The organism is Limosilactobacillus reuteri (genome assembly GCF_034259105.1).
Classification (GTDB): Bacteria; Bacillota; Bacilli; order Lactobacillales; family Lactobacillaceae; genus Limosilactobacillus; species Limosilactobacillus reuteri_G.
In genome coordinates this window covers 1,969,474-1,995,697 of the sequence record NZ_CP139478.1, presented here as the reverse complement: position 1 = coordinate 1,995,697, position 26,224 = coordinate 1,969,474, and the positions used below count along the sequence as shown (strand labels likewise).

20 protein-coding genes and 3 pseudogenes are annotated in these 26,224 nt (G+C 38.1%); 14 read left to right on the top strand and 9 right to left on the bottom strand.

Annotated features, from left to right (window positions below; genetic code table 11):
* Window positions 1-74: 74 nt before the first annotated feature.
* The 3 genes from thrS to SH603_RS10890 form a co-directional block, all read right to left on the bottom strand.
* Window positions 75-1,880 (bottom strand): threonine--tRNA ligase, encoded by a 1,806-nt coding sequence (thrS, locus tag SH603_RS10900; RefSeq protein WP_169471667.1) that lies wholly within the window; start codon window positions 1,878-1,880, stop codon window positions 75-77.
* A gap of 328 nt (window positions 1,881-2,208) precedes the next feature.
* Window positions 2,209-2,892 carry a hypothetical protein gene (locus SH603_RS10895; RefSeq protein ID WP_169473116.1) on the bottom strand — a complete coding sequence of 228 codons (684 nt, stop codon included), beginning with the start codon at window positions 2,890-2,892 and terminating at the stop codon, window positions 2,209-2,211.
* A gap of 265 nt (window positions 2,893-3,157) precedes the next feature.
* A complete protein-coding gene (locus tag SH603_RS10890) occupies window positions 3,158-4,798 on the bottom strand; it encodes an Nramp family divalent metal transporter (RefSeq protein ID WP_321533955.1) in 1,641 nt (546 codons plus the stop codon).
* A gap of 522 nt (window positions 4,799-5,320) precedes the next feature.
* On the opposite strand from SH603_RS10890, the gene SH603_RS10885 reads away from it, so the two are divergent.
* From SH603_RS10885 to SH603_RS10860, 6 genes and pseudogenes are all read left to right on the top strand, one after another.
* Window positions 5,321-6,331 carry a zinc-dependent alcohol dehydrogenase family protein gene (locus tag SH603_RS10885; RefSeq protein WP_003665087.1) on the top strand — a complete coding sequence of 337 codons (1,011 nt, stop codon included), beginning with the start codon at window positions 5,321-5,323 and terminating at the stop codon, window positions 6,329-6,331.
* 210 nt (window positions 6,332-6,541) lie between these two features.
* Complete coding sequence (locus SH603_RS10880; protein WP_169471664.1) at window positions 6,542-7,054, top strand: TetR/AcrR family transcriptional regulator; 513 nt, start codon at window positions 6,542-6,544, stop codon at window positions 7,052-7,054.
* 11 nt (window positions 7,055-7,065) lie between these two features.
* Entirely contained in the window at window positions 7,066-8,124 is a 1,059-nt protein-coding gene (locus SH603_RS10875; RefSeq protein ID WP_169473119.1) for an ABC transporter permease, read from the top strand.
* 18 nt (window positions 8,125-8,142) lie between these two features.
* Complete coding sequence (locus SH603_RS10870; protein ID WP_321533954.1) at window positions 8,143-8,832, top strand: ABC transporter ATP-binding protein; 690 nt, start codon at window positions 8,143-8,145, stop codon at window positions 8,830-8,832.
* 72 nt (window positions 8,833-8,904) lie between these two features.
* Window positions 8,905-10,910 (top strand): annotated as a pseudogene (locus tag SH603_RS10865) (ATP-binding cassette domain-containing protein).
* Window positions 10,911-11,018: 108 nt separating this feature from the next.
* Window positions 11,019-11,255: a hypothetical protein gene (locus SH603_RS10860; RefSeq protein WP_113897125.1), complete on the top strand. Its 237-nt coding sequence runs from the start codon at window positions 11,019-11,021 to the stop codon at window positions 11,253-11,255.
* Between the two features lie 103 nt (window positions 11,256-11,358).
* Here SH603_RS10860 and SH603_RS10855 read toward each other — a convergent pair whose 3' ends face one another.
* Complete coding sequence (locus tag SH603_RS10855) at window positions 11,359-11,676, bottom strand: ArsR/SmtB family transcription factor (protein WP_169473120.1); 318 nt, start codon at window positions 11,674-11,676, stop codon at window positions 11,359-11,361.
* Between the two features lie 164 nt (window positions 11,677-11,840).
* Window positions 11,841-13,508, bottom strand: coding sequence for a LysM peptidoglycan-binding domain-containing protein (locus SH603_RS10850; protein WP_169473249.1), 1,668 nt, complete (start codon window positions 13,506-13,508; stop codon window positions 11,841-11,843).
* A 264-nt stretch (window positions 13,509-13,772) separates the two neighbouring features.
* On the opposite strand from SH603_RS10850, the gene SH603_RS10845 reads away from it, so the two are divergent.
* Both SH603_RS10845 and SH603_RS10840 read left to right on the top strand, forming a co-directional pair.
* Window positions 13,773-14,738, top strand: a complete 966-nt coding sequence (locus SH603_RS10845; protein ID WP_321533953.1) for an IS30 family transposase — start codon at window positions 13,773-13,775, stop codon at window positions 14,736-14,738.
* A gap of 273 nt (window positions 14,739-15,011) precedes the next feature.
* Complete coding sequence (locus tag SH603_RS10840; protein ID WP_169473247.1) at window positions 15,012-15,956, top strand: LacI family DNA-binding transcriptional regulator; 945 nt, start codon at window positions 15,012-15,014, stop codon at window positions 15,954-15,956.
* 132 nt (window positions 15,957-16,088) lie between these two features.
* Here SH603_RS10840 and SH603_RS10835 read toward each other — a convergent pair whose 3' ends face one another.
* Window positions 16,089-16,274, bottom strand: a complete 186-nt coding sequence (locus tag SH603_RS10835) for an LBP_cg2779 family protein (protein WP_169473245.1) — start codon at window positions 16,272-16,274, stop codon at window positions 16,089-16,091.
* A gap of 224 nt (window positions 16,275-16,498) precedes the next feature.
* Here SH603_RS10835 and SH603_RS10830 point away from each other — a divergent pair, with 224 nt between their 5' ends.
* From SH603_RS10830 to hisS, 6 genes and pseudogenes are all read left to right on the top strand, one after another.
* Entirely contained in the window at window positions 16,499-17,119 is a 621-nt protein-coding gene (locus tag SH603_RS10830) for an LVIS_2131 family protein (protein WP_169473243.1), read from the top strand.
* A 1-nt stretch (window position 17,120) separates the two neighbouring features.
* Window positions 17,121-18,320: pseudogene (locus SH603_RS10825) on the top strand (MDR family MFS transporter).
* A gap of 173 nt (window positions 18,321-18,493) precedes the next feature.
* Window positions 18,494-19,207: a helix-turn-helix domain-containing protein gene (locus SH603_RS10820; protein WP_169472742.1), complete on the top strand. Its 714-nt coding sequence runs from the start codon at window positions 18,494-18,496 to the stop codon at window positions 19,205-19,207.
* Window positions 19,093-20,055, top strand: coding sequence for an IS3 family transposase (locus SH603_RS10815; protein ID WP_318635842.1), 963 nt, complete (start codon window positions 19,093-19,095; stop codon window positions 20,053-20,055). Before SH603_RS10820 ends, SH603_RS10815 begins: the two co-directional genes overlap by 115 nt.
* 76 nt (window positions 20,056-20,131) lie before the next feature.
* Window positions 20,132-21,514: an ISLre2-like element ISLre2 family transposase gene (locus tag SH603_RS10810; RefSeq protein WP_321533619.1), complete on the top strand. Its 1,383-nt coding sequence runs from the start codon at window positions 20,132-20,134 to the stop codon at window positions 21,512-21,514.
* Between the two features lie 379 nt (window positions 21,515-21,893).
* Window positions 21,894-23,171 (top strand): histidine--tRNA ligase, encoded by a 1,278-nt coding sequence (hisS, locus tag SH603_RS10805; RefSeq protein ID WP_169471459.1) that lies wholly within the window; start codon window positions 21,894-21,896, stop codon window positions 23,169-23,171.
* A gap of 120 nt (window positions 23,172-23,291) precedes the next feature.
* Here the strand turns inward: hisS and SH603_RS10800 are convergent, their stop codons facing one another.
* The 3 genes and pseudogenes from SH603_RS10800 to SH603_RS10790 all read right to left on the bottom strand — a co-directional run bounded on the left by SH603_RS10800 (window position 23,292) and on the right by SH603_RS10790 (window position 26,114).
* Entirely contained in the window at window positions 23,292-23,786 is a 495-nt protein-coding gene (locus tag SH603_RS10800; RefSeq protein WP_003665072.1) for a hypothetical protein, read from the bottom strand.
* A 103-nt stretch (window positions 23,787-23,889) separates the two neighbouring features.
* Window positions 23,890-24,528 carry an NAD(P)H-hydrate epimerase gene (locus tag SH603_RS10795; protein WP_169471460.1) on the bottom strand — a complete coding sequence of 213 codons (639 nt, stop codon included), beginning with the start codon at window positions 24,526-24,528 and terminating at the stop codon, window positions 23,890-23,892.
* A gap of 197 nt (window positions 24,529-24,725) precedes the next feature.
* Window positions 24,726-26,114, bottom strand: a pseudogene (locus SH603_RS10790) (L,D-transpeptidase).
* Window positions 26,115-26,224: the final 110 nt, after the last annotated feature.

Here is a 26,224-nt window from a genome sequence, read left to right as displayed (position 1 = left end):
TATTCTTGAAATTTAGGATTTAAAATAAAAAAATGACTTTCACAAAGTTGTGATAAAGCCATTTTTAGTTTTAATTACTTTTCACGGGAGTAAGAAGCAATATCTTCAAGAATTTCATTCATAAATGCTTCTTGACTCATTTCGTTTTGTTCCTTTTCACCGTACTTACGAACAGATATACCGTTGTTATTCTTTTCATCGTCCCCAACAACAAGAGTGTATGGAACCTTTTGTGTTTGAGCTTCACGAATCTTGTAGCCCATCTTTTCGTTCCGGTGGTCGACATTAACCCGGATGTTAGCAGCCTTCATCTTCTTAGCGAGGTCATCGGCGTATTCACCATGAGCTTCTTCGTTAACAGGGATGATGTGAACTTGTTCTGGAGCTAACCAAGTTGGGAATGCACCTTTGTAAATTTCTGTTAAGTAAGCCATGAACCGTTCCATTGTTCCAACAACACCACGGTGGATCATAACTGGTTGATGTTCTTTACCGTCTTGACCAACGTAGGAAAGACCGAATCGTTCTGGAAGCATAAAGTCAAGTTGAATAGTTGACATTGTTTCGTCGTTTCCAAGAGCAGTCTTAGTTTGAATATCAAGTTTTGGACCATAGAAGGCAGCTTCACCTTCAGCTTCATAATAATCAAGGTTAAGGTCGTCCATTGCTGACTTCAACATTGATTGAGATTTTTCCCACATTTCGTCATTAGCATAGTACTTCTTAACGTTCTTAGGGTCACGAAGAGATAGTCGGAAGCTGTAGTCAGTAATATCAAAGTCTTCGTAAACGCTCATGATCAACTTCAAAATCTTAGCGAATTCAGAACGAATTTGATCAAGGGTAACGAAAGTGTGACCATCGTTCAAAGTCATTTCACGAACACGTTGAAGACCAGAAAGAGCACCTGATTTTTCATAACGGTGCATCATACCAAGTTCCGCAATTCGTAATGGGAGATCACGGTATGAACGAATATGGTGCTTGTAAACTTGAATATGGCTTGGGCAGTTCATTGGCCGTAATTCAAGCATTTCACCATCACCCATGTCCATTGGTGGGAACATGTCGTCGCGGTAGTGTTCCCAGTGGCCAGAAGTCTTGTAGGCATCAAGATTCATGAGGACTGGAGTATAAACGTGTTGGTAACCATCGGCAACTTCCCGGTCAATGATGTAACGTTCGATTGTCCGGCGAATAGTAGCACCTTTTGGTAACCAGTATGGTAAACCGGCACCAACCTTAGGATCAACAAAGAAGAGATCAAGTTGGTTACCGATAACACGGTGGTCACGTTCCTTAGCTTCTTGACGTTTCTTTAAATCTTCTTCTAATGCGTCCTTCTTGTAGAAGACGGTTCCGTAAATCCGTTGAAGCATAGGATTGGAGGACATTCCCTTCCAGTAAGCACCAGCAACAGAAAGAAGGCGTAAGTTTTTAACAACATTACCATACAAAAGAATATCATCATCAGCAACGGCTTTAACATCGCCAAGTTGGTACATTGCTACTTTACCGTCTTTAGCATTTTCATTGATCAATTCAGTAGAGAAACGATCATCTTTTACCTCAGCAAGAGCCTCGTCAACAGGTACTTCAACAAATTCCACCTTAACATCGGTTTTGGCCATTCCCTTGATCACATCTTCAAGAGCTGGTAATTCGTCGGCAGAAACTTGTTGATTGTCTTTATCAGAATCAACGTGGAAACCATCTTCGTCAGCGACAGCTTCACCAAGTCGAATACCCTTAAATTCTTGTTTTAATGCAGCCTTTAACATTAACGCAGAAAGTTTACGTAATGCTTCTAAACCTTCTTGTGAATCCCGATCGATCTTCTTAACTGATCCATCTGGGGACATAACAGCAACCTGAGCCATAGAAATCTCTCCTTTAATATAAATAAAAACGTCCCTGATACTTCCGGCGTTGAAAGTATCAGGGACGTTAATTAACAAAAATTAGCGTGGTTCCACCCATCTTTAGGACACACTAGTAATGTCCTCTCTAAGGTGCGGTAACGGACACGATCCGACTAGCCTTATCTCGGCTAATAATAAGGGAAGGTGGTACAACCATCATTGTCACTCACAAGTGCTTCCACTCAAGGCACTTACTCTCTGTAGAGGACTTTGAAGGTGCATATCCTTCAATCGATTGTCTTGATTATAGCACGCCCTCTTTAATTGACAACCCCTTTATTCCAAATTAATGTTGATTATTTTGAGAATGAGGTTGAACTGGTTGCGGGTTTGACTGGGAACTAGTACTTTGCGAACTTTGATTAGGCTGTGACCCAGAATTGCTGCTTGCTGGTTGTGAAGTAGACTGTTGTTGATTGTTGCCTTGATCATGGTGTTCTTCCTGCGATGGTTGGTTTTGTTGTGGAGTTGAAGAAGAGTTAGTAGTTGGTTGTTGGTTAGTTGAATGATTTGTCTGAGGCGTGCTATTTGAACGACTAGGCGTTGAAATACTATAAGTATCTTGAGTATCATTATCATCACTGTCATTGGGATTTGAACGATGCTTATGACTGCTACTGCTGCTCTTTTTATGTTTCTTGCGTGATGAAGTACTTGTGGAGACAGTAGTGTCATTACTATCAACATTGACAGGGTCCTGTTGTTTAACTAAGAAAATAACAATAGTTGCAATTAAGACAACTAATAGACAGCCTAAAATGACCTTAAACATCCGGCGAGAAATTCCATATGGATTCTTTTTCTTATTAGGGGATGCTGTCTTATGTTTATGGTTAGGGGTAGTCTGTTTAGGCTTACGATTAAAGAAAGAACGTTTTTTCTTTTCTTCTCCTGGCTTAGGAGTGTCATAGAGCTCAACTCGAGTAGGACGATGCTTATTATTGTTTTGATTATTATCCTTATTATTCAATGATTTCACCTCATACTTAATGAGTAATATATCTAGTTCCCTATTATACCATGGAGAGCCTAGATGTATTAAAAAATGGCCGACTCATTATGGGCCGACCACTTTTCGTATTTCTTCATAGCTATTTTGAGGGGGATAGTATAGAAGAAAAATAGGGGTTTATTTATATTAGGGATTGTCTATACTATACCGTTCAAGTATGAACATTTTGTGAAAGAATCGTTACAAAAATAAAAAACTGGAAGTTTGCTTCCAGTTTTTTATTTTAATCTTCTACAGCTGAATCTTTCATTTGAGCTTCACGTTGTCCGAATCCTTTACCTTCAGCAGCAAAGCGCTTGTCCCCTTTGTAGAGTTCAACACAAGTCCAGATAAGAAGAGCAAGAATGCCAATAATCGTGATATATGCGAGAACGTCAGATGTCCCTTTTGCCCAAATACCAAAACCTTCATAAGTTGCAGGAAGATTAATAAGATTTAAGAAGGTAAGGGTAATTACAGAGATCCAACCGCAAACCTTAACCCAGCCACTATTCTTAAATTCACCCATTTCAACCTCACTATTAGTCATCATTAATAATGGCAACATTGAGAATGGAAGGGCAAAAGCTAAGAATACCTGTGAATTTTCCATTAAAAGATTTAATGCAGTGTGTTGTTGGATGGTATTCTCACCACTAGTCATAGCAACACAAGCAATAACTGGAATAACGGAAATAATCCGCGTAACTAACCGTCGTGCCCATAAAGGCATCCGCATATGAATGAAACCTTCCATGATAACTTGACCGGTTAATGTTCCAGTAATAGTTGAATTTTGACCAGAGGCAAGTAAAGCAACTGCAAATAAAGTTGACAATACACCAGATTTAGCAACCGCAATTAAGATTGGATTACTAAGCATAGAAGTGTTATTCAGGGCATCATATAAACCGAAGAAAGAACTATCTTGCACAGCGCCAGTCTTGAAAACAGCAACCCCCATGATTAAAAGAAGGGCGTTAACAATAAATGCTAAGAATAATTGGATATTTGAATCCCAAGTAGTAAAACGAACTGTTTGACGAATACTATCAAGATCATTGTGGTCAATCTTCCGAGTTTGAGAAATTGCTGAGTGAAGGTATAAATTGTGAGGCATAACAGTCGCACCGATAATACCTAATGATCCAGTTAATGGAGTAATACCACCAATTTCTGGATGTTGGGCAATTGCCTTAGCTGATGGAAGGAGACCCATAAATACGCCACCCCAGTTAGGGTTAGATAAAGCAACTTGGTAAGCAAAAACAAACAAGATTACCAAGATCAAACATGCAACAATTGCTTCAATCTTCCGGAATCCGATCTTGGTTAATAATAGCAGTACTAAAACATCAAGAACAGTAATAAATACAGCTGGGATCAACGGAATGTGGAACAGTAAGTTTAATGCAATAGCAGCCCCGATAACTTCAGCGATATCAGTAGCCATGATCGCTAACTCAGTCATAATCCATAAAATAATACCTAATGCTTTACCGGTACGTGCCCGTGTTGCCTGAGCAAGGTCCATTTGGCTCACGATTCCGAGTTTAGCCGCCATGTATTGAAGCAACATCGCAATCAAACTTGAAATCAAGATAGTAGTCATTAAGGTATATTGGAAACTCTGTCCACCAGTAATTGAAGTTGACCAGTTACCTGGATCCATGTAACCCACGGCAACTAATGCTCCCGGCCCCGAGTAAGCGAATAATGTTCGCCAGAAGCCTTTTCCACGAGGAACTTCAACTGTTCCGTTGATTTCCTCTAGCGATTTACCGTTAGCATATTCAATAAGTTTATGCTTCCGGTGTTGATTCTTTGTGTCGTCCACGCCAAATCCACCTTTCGTTTGAGTTTTGTTAATTAGATTGGAAATCATAATTAACTAAGTTCGAATACTTTGTTAGGGTAACATAAAAAAATATATCTTGCAATGGAAAATCGCCGTTATAACGGCCGTTTGGGCAATCTTGAGGAACGGTTGGAGATAAGTTTTGGCGTGCCTAATAGTGGTTAAGCGCTTTCTAAAAGCTAGAGAAATTTTCTATATAAATTTAGAATTTATTACTTTATATGTAGAAACATTTTATTTCTTGATATAAAACACTAAATAGGATAAAAAGCCTTGTGAAATTATGTAATTGAAAAAATGAAAGTAAAACCATTTATGTGATAACAAAAAAATAGCATAAACTTAGTGAAGAAAAAAATATTTAAAAATTGCACTTTTTTATAAAATGCTTCTATACCGGGATTTATTTAGGTTCGGATTTGCTGAGTTTAACGTTTTATGATGGCGAAAAGAATGTGAGATAATTGTTGGACGTTTGACAATTAAGGCGTTTTCACACTATACTATCACTTAACAAATGATTAAATTCACAAGAGAGGTATTTTAATTATGAAGGCACTTGTTTTAACAGGTAAAAAACAACTCGAAATTGAAGATATTAAAGAACCTGAAATTAAGCCTGATGAAGTCTTAATTCATACTGCCTACGCTGGTATTTGTGGTACTGATAAAGCGCTATATGCCGGTCTTCCAGGATCTGCATCAGCTGTTCCTCCTATCGTTTTAGGTCATGAAAACTCAGGGGTAGTTACAAAGGTTGGTTCAGAAGTTACTAACGTTAAGCCAGGTGATCGTGTAACTGTTGACCCTAACATCTACTGTGGTCAATGTAAGTACTGCCGGACTCAACGCCCAGAATTATGTGAACATCTTGATGCTGTTGGTGTTACCCGTAACGGTGGCTTTGAAGAATACTTTACTGCTCCTGCAAAAGTTGTTTACCCAATTCCTGATGATGTTTCATTAAAGGCAGCTGCCGTTGTTGAACCAATTTCATGTGCAATGCACGGTGTTGACTTACTTGAAACTCACCCATACCAAAAGGCTTTAGTATTAGGTGACGGTTTTGAAGGTCAATTATTTGCACAAATCTTGAAGGCTCGTGGTATTCACGAAGTTACTTTAGCTGGTCGTTCAGATGAAAAGTTGGAAAACAACCGGAAGCACTTTGGCGTTAAGACTATCAATACGACTAAGGAAGAAATTCCTGCTGATGCATATGACATCGTTGTTGAAGCGGTTGGTTTGCCAGCTACTCAAGAACAAGCACTTGCAGCTGCAGCTCGTGGTGCTCAAGTATTAATGTTTGGTGTTGGTAACCCTGATGACAAGTTCTCAGTAAACACTTACGATGTATTCCAAAAGCAACTTACAATTCAAGGGGCCTTCATTAACCCTTACACTTTTGAAGACTCAATTGCACTTCTTTCTTCTGGTGTTGTTGACCCATTACCACTCTTCTCACACGAATTAGACCTTGATGGTGTTGAAGATTTTGTTAGTGGTAAATTAGGTAAAGTTTCAAAAGCTGTTGTTAAGGTTGGCGGCGAAGAAGCTTAATTCTAGATTAAGATAAAGATTTAAATATATTGAAAACGAGACGAAATAATTTTTCGCCTCGCTTTTTTTATGCCTTATAATCGAAAAAAACTTGTATGAATAGTAACAACCTAATTCTTTTACTTATTGATTGACACTGTGTCACTTTGGTGATAATGTATAAAATGTATTTATGGTGACACCGTGTCACAAGATGGTGGAGGAATTAAGATGCCAAGTACAACATTTGAAAATTTAAATCTACAGAAAAAAGAACTTATTACTAATGCATTACTAACAGAATTTAGTCAACATAGTTTAGCAAGTGCGCAAGTTGCACGGATTGTAAAACAAGCAGGAATCGCCAGAGGAGCATTTTATAAATATTTTACAGATTTAACGGAGGCATATCAGTATCTTTATCATGTGGCGATTTTAGAAATTCATACACCAATTACCCGTGCGAACCATATTTTAGCTGCGAGTGATTATGTTAATCAGATTAAAGCTTTTGTTGATGAGATCAATGGAAGTAAGTACCGTGATTTTATGCGTTTGCACTTTCAAACAAATGAAGGATTGTTACGTGATAATACGCAGCCGCAAATTAAGATTCATAGTGCTCAAGAATGGAGTGTAATGGTTTTGAGTCATGAAACGCTTAAGGATTGCCTTCTTCAACCTGATAAACAAAATGAAGCAATTGAACGGCTATCCAAGGCACTGACTGCATTGTTGCAGTAGGAGGTTATAATATGTTTTTAGCACTAAAAGAAATGAAACATGAAAAGCTACATTATGGATTAATTGTTGCCATGATTGTTTTGATTAGCTACCTAATGTTTTTCCTAATGGGGATGATGTTGGGACTCCAAAATGAAAATGATGCCGTCATTAAAGAGTGGGATACGGAAACTGTTTTTCTAAATAAAAATAGTAATGATAATCTTGGACAATCAATTATTACTCGTGACCAACTATCTGGTAAAGATCAAAAGAATGTTGCACTTGTTGGTCAGGCACCAGTAGTTCTTAAAGAAAAAGGAGCAAGTAAAGAAAGTGTTCAATTTATTGGTTTAGATCCTGACCAATTTATTTCCCGGGAAAAGATTAAGATTACAAGTGGCCGTCAAGCTAAGGGAAATAACGAAATTGTTGTTGACAAGAGTTTAAGCAAAAAGGGGTACCATTTAGGGGATCGAGTAACAATCAATTCTCAAAATGAGAAATATAAGATTGTTGGCTTTGTTAATGATGCTAAATTTAGCGTTACCCCCGTTATATATGGTAGTTTGCCAGTTTGGCGGGAACTGAGAGGATTAAATAGTTCAGCCGTTGCTAGCGGACTCTTTTCTGACAATAAGTTTAGTAAAAATACCTATCCTGATCTCCAACACTACACTGTTAACGAATATATTAATAAGCTACCGGGATATTCAGCGCAAAATAATACATTTACTTTTATGATTGGCTTCTTAATGGTAATTTCGTTAATTGTAATTGCGGTCTTCTTATATATTCTTACCATGCAAAAAATAGGTTATTATGCAGTTATGCGCGCTCAAGGAATTCCTGCTCGTCATCTAATTATTGCGACAGTTACCCAATCAATCTTCCTAATGGTTTGTGGAGTAATTGGCGGGATTCTTTTAACCCTTATTACAAGTGTAGCGATTCCAATGTCGGTACCAGTTATTATGAATTGGCCACTAATTAGTTTAATGGCAGCGGGATTAGTAGTTCTTGGAATGATTGGTTCATTATTACCAGTCCGAATGATTATTAAGATTGATCCAGTACAGGCCTTAAATTAGGGTAAGGAGGCAAATGTTATGTCAAAATTGAAGTTAATAGATGTTAACAAATATTATGGCGAAGGAATTAGCCGTGTCCATGTTCTTAAGGATGTTAGTTTTTCTGCTAAAGCAGGAGAACTAAATTTAATTTTAGGACCTTCTGGATCAGGAAAGAGTACCTTTCTAACGATTGCGGGCGGTTTGCAAACACCTACTTCAGGAAAAGTATTAATTGATGGAATTGATATTGAGAAATTGTCTTCTAAAAAACGTGATGAACTACGCTTACAGAAGATTGGTTTTATTCTTCAGTCGTATAACCTATTACCCTATCTAAATGTGGCGGATCAATTTAAGCTTGTTGATCGCATAAAGAAGAATGGGAACGTCTCATCAGAAGTTTTTGATGAATTATTGGAAAAGCTTGCAATAAAGAAGCTGCTCAAGCAATATCCTTCTGAATTGTCAGGAGGTCAAAACCAGCGGGTAGCAATTGCACGTGCTCTTTATACTAATCCTGAGATAATTCTTGCAGACGAACCAACAGCGGCCTTAGATAGTAATTTAGTAAAGACAGTGGGGCAATTATTTCAAGATCTGGCTAAAAAAGAAGGGAAAGCAGTGATTGCTGTAACCCATGATTTACGTTTACGTGAATATGCAGATAATGTTTACGAGTTAGCTGATGGGAAACTTAAATTAAGTAAAAATTCTTCAGACCAATAAGATAAATAATGTTAAAGAATTATGAGCAAAAAGCCTTTTTCATAACGAATCTTGCTATAATAAACGGACTAAATAAATAGTAAAGGGGAGGATGCAACGGCTTTTTTAGAATTAAAAAACATATATAAATCATATTGTCTTGACAAAGAGGAATTTCCAGTTCTTAAGGGAATTAACTTGCAGTTTGATCGGGGAGAATTTGTATCCATCCTTGGTGAATCAGGTGGTGGAAAGTCCACATTAATGAATATCATTGGGGGCCTTGATCGTAACTTTGAAGGTGAAGTCCTCGTAAATGGTAAAATCCTCGACCATAAAAAAGAAAAGCAACTAGATAGCTATCGGCGCGCGACTGTAGGTTATATCTATCAGTCCTATAACTTAATTTCTCACTTGACGGTGCTGGATAATGTTTTGGTTGCGTTGGATATGACAACTTTGACTAAGGAAGAACGTTGGAAGCGCGCGTTGGAACTCTTAGATAAGGTTGGTTTAAGTGAACAAGTAAAAAAGCATCCGAATCATTTATCAGGTGGGCAAAAGCAACGGGTAGCGATTGCCCGGGCATTGGCCAGTGATCCAAAATTATTATTGCTGATGAACCTACAGGAGCCTTAGATGCACAGAATACAAAAGAAGTATTAGCATTATTAGACGAAATTGCTCGCGATGGGAAACTAGTGATCGCCGTTACTCACTCCCAGGAAGTAGCGGATAATGGGACACGAATTGTTCATTTGGCCGATGGAAAAATTGACGGCGATGAAAGATTGCGCCCTGCTTATCCGATTCCAGAAGACCCAACAGAGATTACTCCACGAGTTCTACCGGCGATGGCGAGCTACCGAACGGCTTTTAAACATTTGACCTATAACTTTTGGCGTAATTCGTTAATTATGCTTGGAACTGCAATCGGTATCTTTGCCGTACTCTTGTTTAGTGGTTTAGGTAATGGGATAAATGGTTATATTCAAAATCAGATTAACTCTCTTGATAATCCACAGGCAATTACCGTATTTAAAAATACAACTGGTAAAAAGATGACCCAGGAACAAATTCAATCATCGTTAGGCCAAACGATGGCGGCTAACCCTCAATCAATGACGATTAGTGACCATAATATTGACCGGTTACGAAAGCTTGATAATGTGTCGTCTGTCCAGCCGGGAATTATAGTGAGCGCCTTTCAGCTTGATTATAATGGAAAAAAGCAAAGTGGGACTTCACTAAGTACCTGGAGTAAGGCAATTACTAGCAATTCAATCAAGCAGGGGCATAAACCCAAGAATGGTGAAATCGTTCTTACAAAGCAACAAGCAATCCAATTATTAAGTGCCAAAAATTATAAGCAAATGGTTGGTAAAACTATCCGTCTCTCCTTTACATGGATAGATGCCAATAATAATCCAGTTCCCGTTTCTGGAAACTTCAAGGTGGCAGGGATTACAGAAGGCACGAGTGCTGGGACTTCAATTACTTACTCCACTATGCGTGCGCTGCTTTAAAAAGCGAATGCCTCTACGGCTGCTAATTTTGCAACCGTTAATGTAACAAATCTTGACAGTGTTCAAGGAGTGGCGAATAAGATCGATAATCTTCGTGGTAGTAATAACAAACGGATATTAGGAGCGATTACAGTCGGGTCGATCCTTAAAACCGTTAATACTTATGTTAGTCTTGCTTCCACGGTTCTTGCTTCAATTGCTGGAATTTCATTACTTGTGTCGGCATTAATGATTATTGTGACAATGTACATGTCAGTTTCGGAACGGACAAAGGAAATCGGTATTTTGCGAGCCCTAGGTGAACGAAAAAAAGATATTCGCCGATTATTTACGTCTGAATCCGTCTTTATTGGATTGTTTTCCGCAATTCTCGCACTGCTAATTGTTGCAGTTGTAACGGTTATTATTAACCACGCTCTGTATGGCTTGATTAAATATAATATTGTGCAAATTACTGTTGGAAATGTAATCTTTGCAATCGTAATTGCAATTGTAATTTCGTTTATGGCCGCAGTGCTTCCTGCACGTCGGGCGGCAACCCTTAATCCAATCGATGCATTAGCTGCAGATTAGTTAAAAAGCAACAACTTTCCTATAGCTGAAGTTGTTGCTTTTCTGTTTTGCTCAAAAAGATTTTAGGTAGCCCAAAATTGAGATATAATAAAAACGGAGGTGAGAAGAATGACAACAATTTATGTTCATAATAATAATCAATCACAAAATATTACTTGTTCCGATGGCGCACAAGGTGTGTTGCGGGTTAGTAAACTGAATAATGCAATGCGGTATAGTTTTAAGTTTTATAGTCACGCACATCTTGGGTTTTGGTTAGATAAGCATCAGTTCTATGATGGTAAGTCATTGATTGTAAAAGGAGTTTTGGAAAATGAACGATTAGAAATTAAGTTTATTAACTAACGAAAAGACGTTTAGAAGTCATCGTCTAAGTTTAACTTAGGATGAGTTCTAAACGCCTTTCTTTTATTTCAATGGGGGATCCCAAAGAATATTCACTAAATTATTAGATGATTTTTTCTGCATGACTTAATACATCAGCGATCAAGGTCATTACCTGCGGATCCTCTAAATGATATATAACGGTTTTCCCTTCTCGCCGTTGTTGAACTAAATTATATTTTCTCAATAGTTGCAGCTGGTGAGAAACCCCCGATTGTTCCCAGTCCAACTTCATACTAATTTCTGAAACGCTCATCGAATGTTGAATCAGCAAATATAATAATTGTAATCTTTTAGGATTTCCTAGTAGCTTAAATAATTGACTGATTTTATTAACATTTGGAATATCTGTTGTCCAACGGTTTACCACAATAAATGTCACTTACTTTCTATAAACTCCCTAATAGTAATTTAGTGAATATTAATAATAAACTGCCTACCTTTATTCTAGAACAGAAAAGAATTTTTTTAAAACAAAAAAAGCAAGAGGTATAGAATTTATTATACTTCTTGCCATATATTGTTTAATTATTTTGAATTGAGCAACTATAGTGATAAACGTTGTCCTACAAAGATTGTATATGGACTTTGAATGTTATTCTTAGCTGCGATTGACCGCCAGTTTAATCCGTGGTAGGCGGCAATCTTTGATAGTGAGTCACCACTTTGAACTACGTAATTTCCATGATTAGTAGTTGAATAGTGTGAAGTGTTTTTTTGTGTACTAGCACTATTGTTAATCTGTAATTGTTGGCCAACCTCGATTAAATTAGGGTTACTAATGTGGTTAGTTGAAGCTAATGCAGATGTTGTAGTGTTAAAACGAGTGGCAATTTGTGAAAGGGTATCACCACTCTTAACGGTGTATGTGCCATTAGCACTAGTAGTAACTTGTTTAATTTGCTGACTTTCTTGATGGTTAGTAGTAGTATTTTGAGCTGTAGTTTGATGAAGCGTTAATACTTGCCCCACATGAATCACATTAGGGTTACTAATATGATTGAGCTGGGCTAATTGAGTATAAGTAGTGTTAAATTTACCAGCAATTTGTGAAAGGGTATCGCCACTTTTAACAGTGTATGTATTACTATTAGTGGTCGTATTAGTTTCAGTTTGCTTAGGGGTTGTTTGTTGCTGTGGTTGTTCAGCAGCAGGTTGGCGAACCAAGAGTCGTTGACCAATATAAATACGGTTAACATTGTGGATATCATTTAAGGTGGCGAGTTTATTTACAGTTGTATTAAACTGTCCGGCAATGCGTGATAACGTGTCTCCACCCTTAACAGTATAGTAACCGGTGTTAGAAACAGTTACATTGGTTTCTGGAGTTTGAGCACTTTCGGTTTGCTTATTTGTAACAACTTTACCAGAAAGGGCAACGGCATCTAACTGGTTTAAGTTATAAGTTTGAACAAAACGAATTAAGGTACTAGCATAGTTTGGATCGGTAGCATAGCCGTCTTGCCGAAGCTTATTTGCAACAGATGCATAGTTAGTGTCGCCAAGTAAGTTACGGTAACGACTATTTACGTTGAGAAAGCGACCATGATCAGTAACTGATTCGGAGTTATTAGCATAGGCCCGGAAATTGGCGTTAACGTAAACGCTCCGGCCACCATAAACTTCTCGCGTACGCATTACAACTGAATTTCCATTATAGGAACCCTTAATTCCAAATAGGTTATGGGCTTGGGTTGATAAGGCTGAACGGCCCCAACCGCTTTCAACGATAGCCTGGGCAACTGTAATTGAAGGGAGAACCTTGTATTCATTCCATCCTTGGATTGCACCAGGAGCAACACTTTGGATGAATGCTTGTTGTGAAGCGTTATTACTGAAATGGAGAGTGCTTAAATCCGTTGTGGAGTTCTCTTGCGGTGCAGCAGCGACACTAGCAGCCTTTGGAGCAGCAGGAGCAGCTTGTTTAGCTTCAGTAGATTGTGCTGAGGCTGAAGTAGCAGCGGCTTGGCTACCGACAGCTTGACTAGCATTAGAAGCAGCGCTATTTTCTGTTGAGGCGCTATTTGTATTATTTTGTGTATTGGCAGTAGTGGCGGCAGGTTCTGCAGAAGAAACTGAAGCATCATCAGCGTGAGCAACAGCGCCGCTAGCAGTTAATAAGGTAACAGCAGTTAATCCAGCGAAGACCCATTTTTTTCCGCTTTTGTACATCTTAAAATGGGTTGATGGATCATTATTAGATTGACGATTCATTGGCAGTGACTCCTTAAGTTATATTTGAAATTCCTAAACCTTAATCCTAAAAGTGGCTTATTAATCATTTCATAAATTAAAATAATATGAAAAAGGTCAAAAAGTTTAAGAAGTTCTAAAGATTCAACTACCTATAAACTAGCATTAATTCTCTTTAGCGTCAATTTAATTTGAAGCGCCGTTTGTAAAATTAAGTTAGAAAAATAGAAAAGCCATTTGTGGTAGACTTTTAAATACCCCTAAACAAAAGAAAGGAAACCACAAATGACTTACACCCATCTTACCACAAACGAGCTGACAATCATCGCCTATTCTTTCGTGCAAAAGCTTAAAGCGTACCGAGTGGCCCAAATGATCAAACGTTGCGCCGAAACCGTTTATCGCGTTTATCGTTACCTGGAAACCGGTGCCTCAATTGCTGATTATCAAGATCACTATATGCGCAATAAGCAACGTTGTGGCCGAAAACGTACTCAGTTGTCACTGGCTGAACTCACTTATATCAACGACAAAATTGCCCAGGGGTGGACGCCTGATACCATTATTGGGCGCGCTGAGCGCCCAATTAGTTGTAACCGGCGAACTCTTTACCGGATGTTTGAACGTGGCCAGTTCGGCTTCGATGTCCGTTCCTTGCCGATGCGAGGTAAGCGGCACCCGAATGGCTATGTCGAGCGCCGTGGGAAGGCTGGCCAATTGGGGCGAAGTATTCACGAGCGTGCCAAGGACTTTCCGCACTATGCCACTGAATTTGGGCACCTTGAAGCTGATACCGTCCAAGGCAAAAAGCACCAAGGGGCGGTAATGACCCTGACCGAACGCCAATCGAAGGTCGAAATTGTACTCAATGTGCACGAAAAGACGGCTGATGCGATTAACCAACACTTAAGTCAGTGGCTTCGGAAATTCCCGCGGCACTTCTTCAAATCGATTACCTTTGACAACGGAAAAGAATTCGCCGGCTGGCGCGAGATTGCCAATCAATTTGACCTTCACACTTACTTTGCCGAGGTTGGTGCTCCCAATCAACGAGGGCTGAACGAAAACAACAACGGTCTTTTACGCCGGGATGGCTTAACGAAACAGCTAGATTTCCACAATCTTCCTGATGAATTGGTAACCCAACTGATGAGTAAGCGAAATAACCTGCCCCGTAAATCACTAGGCTATCGAACTCCATATGAAGTATTCATGTCTTACGTCACTGATGAGCAACTATTTTCTTTCTAACTTAAATTGACATTTCGGGAAGGTAAAAAAGCAAGTGAAATCCTTTAAAACTGGGGAGAAAATATCATAAAATCAATAATTATCATCTTCACAAAATATGCTTTATCAAATGAAAAATATTTTTAGATAGATGATAAAATAAACATATGTAATAAAACTTATTTTTGTAAAAATAGCGATTAAAATTATATTTAAAAGTAACCGTCGATTGTTCAAATATGGTGAGCTATAATAATGGAATAACTTAAACGAAATTAATCAAGGAGTTTTAGAATGGTTGCTAAGTTAAAAGATGTTGCTCAATTAGCGGGGGTCTCAGTAACTACTGTTTCAAGAGTAATCAATAGTTATGGTTCTTTAAGTCAAAAGACGATTGATAAGGTCCATGCGGCGATGCGAGAGTTGAATTACCAACCAAATGCCTTGGCACGGGCGATGCAGGGGAAACCATCTAAGTTTGTTGGCTTGATTTTTCCTAATTTAATTAATCCATTTTTTGCAGAATTAGCAAATGAGCTTGAACATGAATTATTTAAGAAGGGTTATAAAACAATTATTGCATCATCGGCACAAAATCCGGAAATAGAGCATGAATATTTAAATATGTTGATGGCAAATCAAGTGGATGGGATTATTTCGGGTTCTCATAATCTGGGGATAGAGGAATATCATCAACTTACTGCTCCTATTGTTTCTTTTGACAGATACCTTGCTGACAATATTCCGATTGTTGCAGCTGATAGTTACCACGGGGGTGAATTAGCAGCGAAGTATTTGGTAGAACATGATGTAAAACACTTGGCAGTAATTGTGGATGAAGATACATCTGTTTCACCTACCATCAATCGGATTCAAGGGGCACTTGATTTTTTGAATAAACAGAAACGAGATTTTGAACCTTTAGCTCTCCAACATTTGGATCTTGAGGCTACGTTCCCTGGTAATTATGATGGAGTGCTGGCTTCTAATGACGTTCAAGCGTTAACGATTAGCAATCTTTACTACCAGGCAGGAAAGCAAATAAATAAAGACTTTTTCATTACAGGTTATGATGGTTCACGATTAATTCGGAAAGTAGCGCCCTACCTTCCAACAGTAATTCAACCAATTCCATTATTGGCACAAGAATTAATTGAAACTTTAATGAAACGAATAGAAACACCTCATGAAGAAATAGAAACTAAACTTATTCCAGTTGAATTCTATCAACCACAATAAACAGAAAAAGGACCTAGAAGAAAGTGATGTTTTCTTTTAGGTCCCTTTTTAGATTAGAGCAGAGAAATATTATTAGTTCTGCTTTAGAAGGTATTAAATTTTGATTTTGCCACAATGGCATGAATGGTTATGTTACTTACTTTGCATGAACCGTTGAAGCAATTCGACTTCCTCTGAAGTTACTGGGGTATTGGATGATTTAATTTCGTGAATTCGTTCAACAGATAAATGACTGCCGAAAGCAACTTCATTATCATTTAAGTCATTTTCGCACTCAAAATTAATCAATTCTTGAGCAAGCTCACTCAAATTGTCCATGAAAACATTCCTCCTTAGTAGGTATATTATTAAATAATACTAACCTTATCTCTTATTCTAAATCAAGACACAGTTTGTTACCAAAAATTAGTTTAGCACAGTTTGAACTTATCCTTGTAGTTATTTTATTAAATTTATTTGTTTGTTATTAAGATTTAACGACAAGTGAATCAATTTGTGTGATAATCATAGTAAATAATTTAGAGAATGGAGTATTGAAAATTATGAGTTGGAATTGGCTAGGATGGCTATCGTGGATATGTGCAATTACCTTTTTTTGTTATGTAATCCACTATATCCGTGTTAAACAATTAATGCTGATTGCGAAGACAAAAAAAGTATTTAAATTAAATTTAGTGATCTGTTATGTGATCTTATTAGTTGTCTCGTTAGGTTGGCTCGGGGGGATGTCATATCTCACATTTTTCCGCCCAGTTGATATTAATAATCACCACCAAACACAGACTTCAATCACTTATCGCCCACTTCAAATGGGAAATAAGTCAGATGATTTCTATTATGTTTTAGCGACCCGTAGTAAAAGCGGCAAGCACCCAATTGTGTCATATACGTACTGGGCTGGGAATGATAAATATACAACAAATTCACGATATGGATCGGTTGCTGATGGATCGCGGCTAGTTACCTTAGATGCGAGCGCTTTGCCATGGGATAAAAAGCAATTGGAAAAAGAGGATGCCAAGACAGGTCATGCTTTTGCAGCGGTAATGGATGTAAAGTATAAAAATACGGTTATTAATGGTTTAGGGTTAAAAGCAAATCATAGTGCAGTAACCTATACGCTCTTACGTGTACCTTCCTCTGATATGGTATTTGAACGTTAAAATGGAACAGCAAACAGTAAAATTAAAATGGGTTGCCCTTGCAAGTTTGTTAAACAACACTGGGGCAGCTTTTTTATGGCCGCTTACAACTATGTATCTTCATAATTACCTTGGGCAAACTTTGACGACTGCTGGTTTTGTAATGTTGATAATGTCAATTGCCATGATGATGGGAAATTATTTAGGAGGATGGTTGTTTGACCATTGGAAGCAATATCAAACAGCCATTTTAGGAGTTAGTCTATCAACGCTAGCGATATTCTTATTGATCTTTATTCATGATTGGCCATGGTATGCTGTCCTAATTACGATTAACAGCTTTGGTGATGGAATCAATGCCACGATTGTTAATTCTTATGGGACGTTGGTTAGTGATCATTCTTCCCGCTATGTTTTTAATTATATTTATATGGCCTTTAATATTGGGGTTGTGATTGGAACGTTGCTGGTTGGCGTTCTTCTGCCTATTAGTGTAGTGGTAGTTTTTGCTGTAGCAACAATCTTTTATGCCTTGTTAATGCTAGTAGTAGTTTTAACATTTAATGTGGCTGTAGATGCAATTAAAGATAGTTCAGAAATACAAGAACATTATCATGATTCCCGCCAATTACATTCGCGATGGATCATCTTGGTTTGATTTATACTCATAAACTATATTACGGTTCATTTAAGTTATTCTTTATGGGAAAGTGTAATGGCAGTCCATATGACAAATATGGGGATTCCATTCTATGCCTATAGTATGTTATGGACATTAAACGGGGTGTTAATTATTATCGGCCAACCACTTGTTAATAAGTTAAGTCCCTACGTTCGGTTATCGACACAAATTATTGTGGGAATCTTTATTTTTGCTTTATCCTTCCTCTTATTAATTTTTGCTCGGACTCTGACAGCTTTTGTTATTGATTTTGTAATCTTAACAATTGGTGAAATGACCAGTTTTGCTGGCTTGCCTGCTTGGATTGCGCAACTGACTAATGTTGATGAAGCTGGGCATTATTAAGGACTGCTTAATATTATGATGTCGGTTGGACGGGCGATTGGTCCATTGTACGGTGGATTTGTCATTGAAAAAGGAAGTTATCAATTTTTGTTTATTTCAGTCTTTTGTCTAATGACCGGTACTTTGATTATTATCTGTCTTTATTTATGGCATTTACACCGAGTTCAGCGACGGCTTAATTTGGAGTTAGTGTAAGATTTTCATAGGTTGGATGAATAATTCATCTGGTCGTGGAAATCTTTTTTGTAGACCAATTTACTTATTTACAAAAAAAGAAAAGACCAGTAGCCTTTAGTGTGTCGGCTATAATGCCCTCTGAGTATACAGATGAAATAGAAAATTCATCTTATACTCGGAGGGCTTTTTCTATGGGAAGAAAATCTAAATACTCAGCAGAGGAAAAACTCTTAATCCTCAATGAAGTTTTACGAAATGGAATCCATAAGGTAATAACTAAGTACAAGATTAGCCAAAAAACTATCAGGCGGTGGAGTCTTCTATACAAGTATCAGGGAATGCCAGGACTTCAAACAAGTCATCATAATCAAAGCTACTCTAAAGAATTTAAAAACTCATTGGTTGAACAATATCAACAAACAGATGAGGCATTAGATTTATTTGCGATAAAACACGGTTTACGATCTCAAAGGCAACTAGAACAATGGATTATCCGGTATAATGAATCTAACTTAAAGGCCTATACGCCAAGAAAGCGAGATTCAAAAATGAGTGGACGAAAGACTGACTTTGAAGAACGACTTACTATCATTGAAGAGTTGATTAAGCATGATGTGAACTACAATTGGGCAGTTGAAAAGTACCATATTAGTTACCAACAAGTTTATGGCTGGTATCAAAAGTATCGCAAAAGCGGTAATGACCCAGAATCACTTCGTGATCGCCGAGGCAAAGCTAAGCCAGAAGAGAAGTGGACGGAAGTTGACCGACTCAAGGCAGAAAATCACTTATTAAGGGCTCAGCTAGAAAAGCAAGAGATGGAGATTGCGTTCGCAAAAAAATTAACAGAAATACGCAATCGGGAGGTGGAAAAGGACTCCGGTACCAAGCCATCAAAGAACTAAATCAAGAAAATGGATGGTCAATTAGCCAGTTGTGTAAAATAGCTGATTCTTCGCGAGATGGTTATTACAAATGGCTCAATCGAAAGCCAAGTCGATATCATAATGAGCAAGCAGAGTTACTTGAAGCGATTGTAGAGTTAGAAGAAGAACATAATTGGACGCTGGGATATTTAGCGATGACTACACAGTTAAGCTTTGAAAACCGTTTAAGCTTTACCGCTGGATTAAAACGAATAACTAATTGCATGCGTAAGCATGGAATTAGAGCAAATATTAGGAAGAAGAAGCGCAATCGAATTCAACGCCATGAAGAATACATCAATGACAACTTATTGCAGGGACAATTCGACCGTGAAACTAAAAATGAAGTGTGGGTTACCGACACAACGGAAGTTGCCTACGGCGAACACACACTTCATAAAGTACGAGTACACGTTATTTTAGATTTATATGGTCGTTACGCTTTAAGCTACAATATTTCAGACACAGAAACTTCATCAGCAGTAATTGAAACCTTTAATCGTGCTTTTACGGTTGAACCTGATGCGCAACCAATGATCCATACTGACCGCGGATCAGCTTACTGCTCAAGTATGTTCAACGACTACTTAGCCTCTAAAAATTGTATTCATAGTATGTCACACCCCGGTCATCCTTGGGAAAACTCCCCCATAGAGCGTTGGTGGAATGACTTCAAGCTAATCTGGATTAACAAACATAATCGTCCTAAGACGCTAGCAGAGCTAGAACAGCTCGTCAAAGGAGCCATTGAATACTTTAATACCAAACGCGCTTACACAAGCAAAAACGGCTTGACCGCGGAACAATTCCGCAATCAAGCTGCCTAAAATTTTTATCTATTTGATCTGTATACTTGACGGGACATAGTGCCGTCGAATACTAAGCAAAGGCAGGTCTTTCCTCATGGATATTTTAACAGAAATCGAGCAGAATTTGGTGAAATCAGGCAGTTTATTTGAAGCTGAACAGATTATTTTAAAAGGGGTATTGGAGTTAGGACAAGTAATCATGCAAAACTTTTTGGAAAGCTTAGATCGAAGCTTAAAGTCCCAAGCTCCAGCGAACTATCAAGTAATCAATAAACAGCCACGGACGCTTAACTTTATCTTTGGCCCGGTGACTTTTCAACGACGGTATTATCAGGCTGGGACAAAGAAACGTGAATTTTACTTAGACCAACAATTAAAAATTAAACCACGTCGTCGTTTATCGCCGCACTACTTAATGATGATGGCTAAGATTGCCCAAACAACTACAATGCGTAATACTGCCGACATTTTGAACCTTGTATTTGACAGCGGAATTACTGCCGATTCGGTAATGCACGCCGTGCATGAGTTAGGAAATCAGGTAGCTAAACAAACTCAAGCAAAAGAACACCAAACTACTCCTCGCCATATGCCTAAAAATTTAACTATTGAGGGTGATGCCTTTATGATTAAAGGCAAAAAAGAAGCAGGTCAGCTGACTCTTGTGCACCATTATCGGGTTTATGAGCGAGTAGCTAATCAAATCATTAATCGGCATGACTTTCTCAGTGTTGGGCACCAAGGACGGCTTGAAGCACGACTAAGTGATTATTTAGACCGCCATTATAAGCTTGCCGGTCAAACGATCTTTTTGGCCAGTGACGCTGGCCCAGGTTACGAACCAGCTAAGCTATTAAGTCTAGTTCCTCAAGGTGCACATGGTGAATACTTTCTCGACCGCTATCATTGCTTACAGAAAATTGAACATACTTTAGGTCATCACAACGAATTAGCTATGCGAGCAATTAAAGCGGTTCGCCATCATGATCAAGCAGAGCTAACGATAATTTTAGATACTTATGAATCACAAAACTTAACAGAAAAACAAGCAGACGACCTAATGCGTTTAAGAAAATATCTACAGCGAAATTGGCGGTACATCCTCTCGCCACAAATGCGTGGATTTAAGGATATTCATTTAATCGGTTCAGTCGAAAGTTCTCACCGGGCTTTTACTTACCGGATGAAGAAACAGGGCAAGTCGTGGACTGAGCAGGGGGCTAAGGCCATGATTGGTTTAATTGAAGCCCGAATGAATGGTGAACTGCAAGCTAGTTTAAATACGATCCTAGAACAATTAACAGTTCTTCCTCGAGTGGCTCAAACCAGCCTATTACAGGAAATACATATTCGAACTGGAGAGTTTCTAAGAAAAGCACCGACAAAGCCGTCAATTGGAGCAGTACAAGGAATAATTCCGATTAACACGGCCACAAGTAGACCAATGGGACAACTTTTTAAGGCACTAACCCACTAAAACTGTATATTTAAAGGCTACCTATGAAAACTTGACAGATACTAATTTGGATAAATGATACCCAAAATCTATAAGCTATGGTAAAATCACTAATGTATTATAAAAGCATTGACGTAGAAACAAAGTGCCTGTGTAATTGACAGAGACCCAGTTGAGCTGAGAGCTGGGAGCAGACATGATCCACCTCTACTAGCTGAAAGGATGAATTTTAGTAGTCTGTTCCGGTGATTCCGTTATCATCAGGAGTTAACGCAACTCCATGAGGCAGTGACTGTGAGGTTACTGTAAAATAGAGGTGGAACAGTGATGAATATCGCCCTCTAAGGCTGTTAAAGTCTTAGAGGGCTTTTGTTTTTATACGTAATGAAAGGGGAAACATATGGATTATCAAAAGCCAAAGGGAACTGCAGATATCTTACCAGGAACTACAAGCATTTGGGAAAAAGTAGAACAAAATGCGCGCGAAGTTTTTAAACAGTTTGGATACCGTGGAATTCGAACACCGATGTTTGAAGACTACCATGTTTTTTCACGGAATGTGGGCGATACTTCAGATATTGTTGAAAAAGAAATGTACGATTTCCATGATAAGGGTGATCGGCATATTGCATTACGTCCAGAGGGAACAGCTGGAGTAGTACGGGCTTACGTAGAAAATAAGCTCTATGGTCCAGAATATCCTAAACCTTATAAAGTTTATTACATGGGGCCAATGTTCCGGTATGAACGACCACAATCAGGGCGGCAACGTGAATTTCACCAAATTGGGGTTGAAGCATTAAACAATGAGTCACCACAGATTGATGTGGAAGTTATTTCAATGGCAATGGCTCTCTTTAAGAAGTTTGGGGTGCCAAATGTTAAATTGGTTATTAATACTCTTGGGGATAAGAAAGTTCGTGAAGACTACCGTGAAGCATTAATTAACTACTTAAAGCCTCACTATGATGAATTGAGTAAAGACTCTCAAGAACGTTTATATAAGAATCCATTGCGTGTACTTGATAGTAAAGATGAAGGTGATAAGAAGATTGTTGCAGAAGCTCCATCAATTCTTGATTACCTTGATGAAGAGTCACAAGCTTACTTTGACGAAGTGCAGGCCTTATTAAATAAATTAGGAATTGATTTTGAAATTGATACCAATATGGTGCGGGGACTAGATTACTATAACCATACTATTTTTGAAATTATGTCAGACTCACCAGTATTTGGTGGTGGGTACACGACTGTTTGTGCAGGAGGCCGTTATAATGGTTTGATTAGCCAGCTTGGTGGCCCTGAAGAAGGTGGAATTGGCTTCGGAATGGGTGTTGAACGATTAATGCTCTTACTCCAAGAAGAAAATCCTGTATTTGCTCCTCAAGACCAATTAGACGTCTTCTTTGCTAGTGCAGATCAGCAAGGAGATGAAATGGCATTTGAAGTCCTCAGTAAAATTCGTCAGCAAGGAATTGTGGCTGACAAAGATTACAGCGGGGTAAAAGTTGGTAAGCAGATCAAAGAAGCTTTCCGTCGTAACGCGAAGTACTTTGCAGTGTTTGGTGCTCGTGAAGTTGAAGAAGGAACTTTCCAACTAAAGAATGCTGCTACTAAGGATGCAACAACTATTAAAGTTAGCGATTTTGTAGCAAATCCGGCAGAATATTTGAAATAACTAAAATAAACGCAAGCGGGAAAGTGCCTTTCTGATAAGGCTTGATGCCATTAAAAAAGCAGCGGCTAAGAGAACATAGCAAATTCTCTTAGTCGCAGCTTTTTTTGATTGGATATTATTTTAACGGCAAATGTTGCCAAGGGCGTTGTAATTTACGTCGCGGTTCGCATAATCCTCAGTTAGCTTATTTACGAGCCGGTCTAATTCTCGTTGTTCATTTTCACTCAATGTGTGGTAAGCAGCTTCAGCAATCTTGTCACGACGCTTTAGCAAATTATCAGCAACTTCGATACCCTCAGTGTTAAGTCGAATTTTATAGTCTTCCTCGTTAATTGGGGTGGTAGTTGCCAAATTGTTTGTTACTAATGCCTTGGTAGCATCTTCAAGGTCACTTGGCCGGTAATCGAAGTCGTAAATTAGTTGTTTGCTAGTTAAACCGTCATCATGTTTACGTAAAATCCGGAGAAGACGGTGGAAATTGTGACGATCAGGAAAACCTGGTAAGCAATAATCACCATGACGTTCTTCTTCAATGTGTACTTGGCACTTTAACATTGATTGGTATTTTTCAAAATTTTTAACATCTATAAATAATTTGGTTGTTAACTCTGACATATTATTTACCTCCAAATTAGTTCACTGAAACGTTCGTCACTTATTATAATAATCTTAATATTCAGCGATTAATAGTAAAACGGCTCGGTAAATAATATTCCAATCAGTCTATTGCATAGGTTCCCATATCATTTGCAACGACAACATTTCCTGCGTAATCTTTTCCGTCATTTTTGGTTAAGCCGACCTTATTATAGGCAAAAGTTACGGTTGTGGTAGCTTTGACAGCAGTCCCCATTACTTCTCCAGTATCAGTATTAACTCCTGATGGCATATCTACTGCAACGACAACCGCATCAGTGTTATTGATCGCATTAATCGCGTCGGCATAAGCTCCTTTTACTGCGCGATCGATTCCGATTCCAAACATGGCATCGACAATTAATGTTGCCTTATTAAGGACAGCGAGATCAGAAGTTTCAGGAATTTGATAATAGTGCGCGATCTTTTCTTGTGTTTGATGTTCAGCAGATGCATGCTTAGGATTACCTATATTGAGGATTGTTACATGGACACCTGCAATATGAAGCAAGCGTGCAATGGCTATTCCATCCCCGCCATTGTTTCCACTACCAGCTACTACTACCACATCTTTTAGCGCGATCGGAAAAGCATGTAAAATTTCATCGCGAACGGCTAGAGCAGCCCGTTCCATTAACACAAGGGAGGGGATACCAATTGTATTAATGGTGTAAGAATCGTAATGTCGCATTTCTTCTGCAGTAACAATTTTATCAGTCATAATCTAAGCCTCCTAAGGTTAAGATACATTTTTACTGTACCACTATTTTAGAATTATGAGGTGCAAAGGAGAATTTTTTACGTATATATTAATTAAGAGAATAAAAAGTAAGCTAGCTTGCGAGTTTTTCATCACAGTCTGGTTAGGTGTTCTTTTAAAATAATGAAGAGGCTGGGGGTTCCCAACCTCTTAGAGTATTAATAAATAATAACAGGTTCATTTTGCTTTAAATCATGGAAGGCTTGACCAGCCACGCTTGGTTGCATATTAATACAACCGTGCGAACCATCGTTTAGGTAAGCAGTCTTGGACCAATTGTGACGCCAACTTGCATCGTGGAAGCCACATCCTGTTAAAGTAAACGGTGACCAATAATTAACTTTACTTGCATAACTTGATCAATCGTCATTTTGCCCACGGAGAACAGAAGGACTTTGTTGGTACATGATATACCAGACTCCCTTTGGCGTTTTGTTGCCTTCATTATTAGTTCCACTAACGATATCTGTTTCAAGGACACATTTACCATCTTTGTAGAAATAAGCTCGTTGGTCAGCTAATGAAACCTCAGCATAAGTGTCGCCGATACCATTATTGGATGTAACATTGTAGCCGAGTCCAGCAGTGTCATAGCCTTTTCCTTCAATATCGTGCTCCCCATCAACTTCTTGGCGACCATCGATAATTGCTTTAGTTAATGAATTGCCAGCTTTTTTCTCGCTAATTTTTTAACCATAGGAAGAACCATTAGCTGTAGTGGTAATTTCTGCTCCAGAATGAGTTTTAAATTTAAATGGTTTATCAAGAGTTGCATGTTTTTCATTGATTTTCTTTACTTGTTTATTTAAGGCCGTAGTGTCGAAATGATACTTGCCATTTTGATAAGTTGCCCGGGTAATAATTTGATTGGTAGTGAGACTATACTTTTCATTTTGAACAAGGTAAGTAACTTTCTTCCCTTTTAACTTATTTAACTGTTTTTCCTCGTTCTTAACGGTTTTGCTATTTGCCGCAATTGGCTGTTCCTTATGTAAAGTAATATTAATTTTAGTACTTCCTGCTTGATTATTTAGTTGATTAACAGCATTTTGTAAATCATATTTATTACCCTTAACTGCAGGAACTATCGAAACTTTCTCATTTTGGTAGACCGCGTAAGCATCAACGGGAGCTTTACGACCTGTGTTAAGTTGCTGTACTTTGTTAGTTAATTTGTTTTTAGCAATATTAAGCGAATCTTGATCAAAATTATCTGGCTTTATTGATAAGTTTGTTGCTTTATGAGATGGGAAAAATGTAAACTGCTTTTTCAGTGCTTGATTAAATTTTTGTTCATCATTATTACTAAAGTTAGCCTTCATTGATTTAGTTTGGTAAACTAGCTTATTGTCAACGTATACCTTGGTTACTCCTGAGGTCCCCTTTACCTTCTCAAAAGCTTACTTGGCTGTTAATCCCCCAACGGCAACATTATTGATGGTTACGTTTTTATTGAAATGATTTTTCTGGTGAACAGTCATCCCCGCAATCATTATAATTAATAATGCTCCTATTCCTGCTATCCAGTATTTAATATATGAATGCATTGTACCTTCTTCAAATCGAAAATAAATAATTACGTTCCTATCTTAGCACGGAAAATTAATAACTCAATAAAGAATTTATAAAGTTACCGTGTTCTTAAATAGCGATCAAT

Coding starts and splice junctions, on each gene's coding strand:
- thrS (WP_169471667.1), bottom strand. CDS start 1,880: ATGGCTCAGGTTGCTGTTATGTCCCCAGATGGATCAGTTAAGAAGATC.
- SH603_RS10890 (WP_321533955.1), bottom strand. CDS start 4,798: ATGATTTCCAATCTAATTAACAAAACTCAAACGAAAGGTGGATTTGGC.
- SH603_RS10885 (WP_003665087.1), top strand. CDS start 5,321: ATGAAGGCACTTGTTTTAACAGGTAAAAAACAACTCGAAATTGAAGAT.
- SH603_RS10880 (WP_169471664.1), top strand. CDS start 6,542: ATGCCAAGTACAACATTTGAAAATTTAAATCTACAGAAAAAAGAACTT.
- SH603_RS10875 (WP_169473119.1), top strand. CDS start 7,066: ATGTTTTTAGCACTAAAAGAAATGAAACATGAAAAGCTACATTATGGA.
- SH603_RS10870 (WP_321533954.1), top strand. CDS start 8,143: ATGTCAAAATTGAAGTTAATAGATGTTAACAAATATTATGGCGAAGGA.
- SH603_RS10860 (WP_113897125.1), top strand. CDS start 11,019: ATGACAACAATTTATGTTCATAATAATAATCAATCACAAAATATTACT.
- SH603_RS10850 (WP_169473249.1), bottom strand. CDS start 13,508: ATGAATCGTCAATCTAATAATGATCCATCAACCCATTTTAAGATGTAC.
- SH603_RS10845 (WP_321533953.1), top strand. CDS start 13,773: ATGACTTACACCCATCTTACCACAAACGAGCTGACAATCATCGCCTAT.
- SH603_RS10840 (WP_169473247.1), top strand. CDS start 15,012: ATGGTTGCTAAGTTAAAAGATGTTGCTCAATTAGCGGGGGTCTCAGTA.
- SH603_RS10835 (WP_169473245.1), bottom strand. CDS start 16,274: ATGGACAATTTGAGTGAGCTTGCTCAAGAATTGATTAATTTTGAGTGC.
- SH603_RS10830 (WP_169473243.1), top strand. CDS start 16,499: ATGAGTTGGAATTGGCTAGGATGGCTATCGTGGATATGTGCAATTACC.
- SH603_RS10820 (WP_169472742.1), top strand. CDS start 18,494: ATGGGAAGAAAATCTAAATACTCAGCAGAGGAAAAACTCTTAATCCTC.
- SH603_RS10810 (WP_321533619.1), top strand. CDS start 20,132: ATGGATATTTTAACAGAAATCGAGCAGAATTTGGTGAAATCAGGCAGT.
- hisS (WP_169471459.1), top strand. CDS start 21,894: ATGGATTATCAAAAGCCAAAGGGAACTGCAGATATCTTACCAGGAACT.
- SH603_RS10800 (WP_003665072.1), bottom strand. CDS start 23,786: ATGTCAGAGTTAACAACCAAATTATTTATAGATGTTAAAAATTTTGAA.
- SH603_RS10795 (WP_169471460.1), bottom strand. CDS start 24,528: ATGACTGATAAAATTGTTACTGCAGAAGAAATGCGACATTACGATTCT.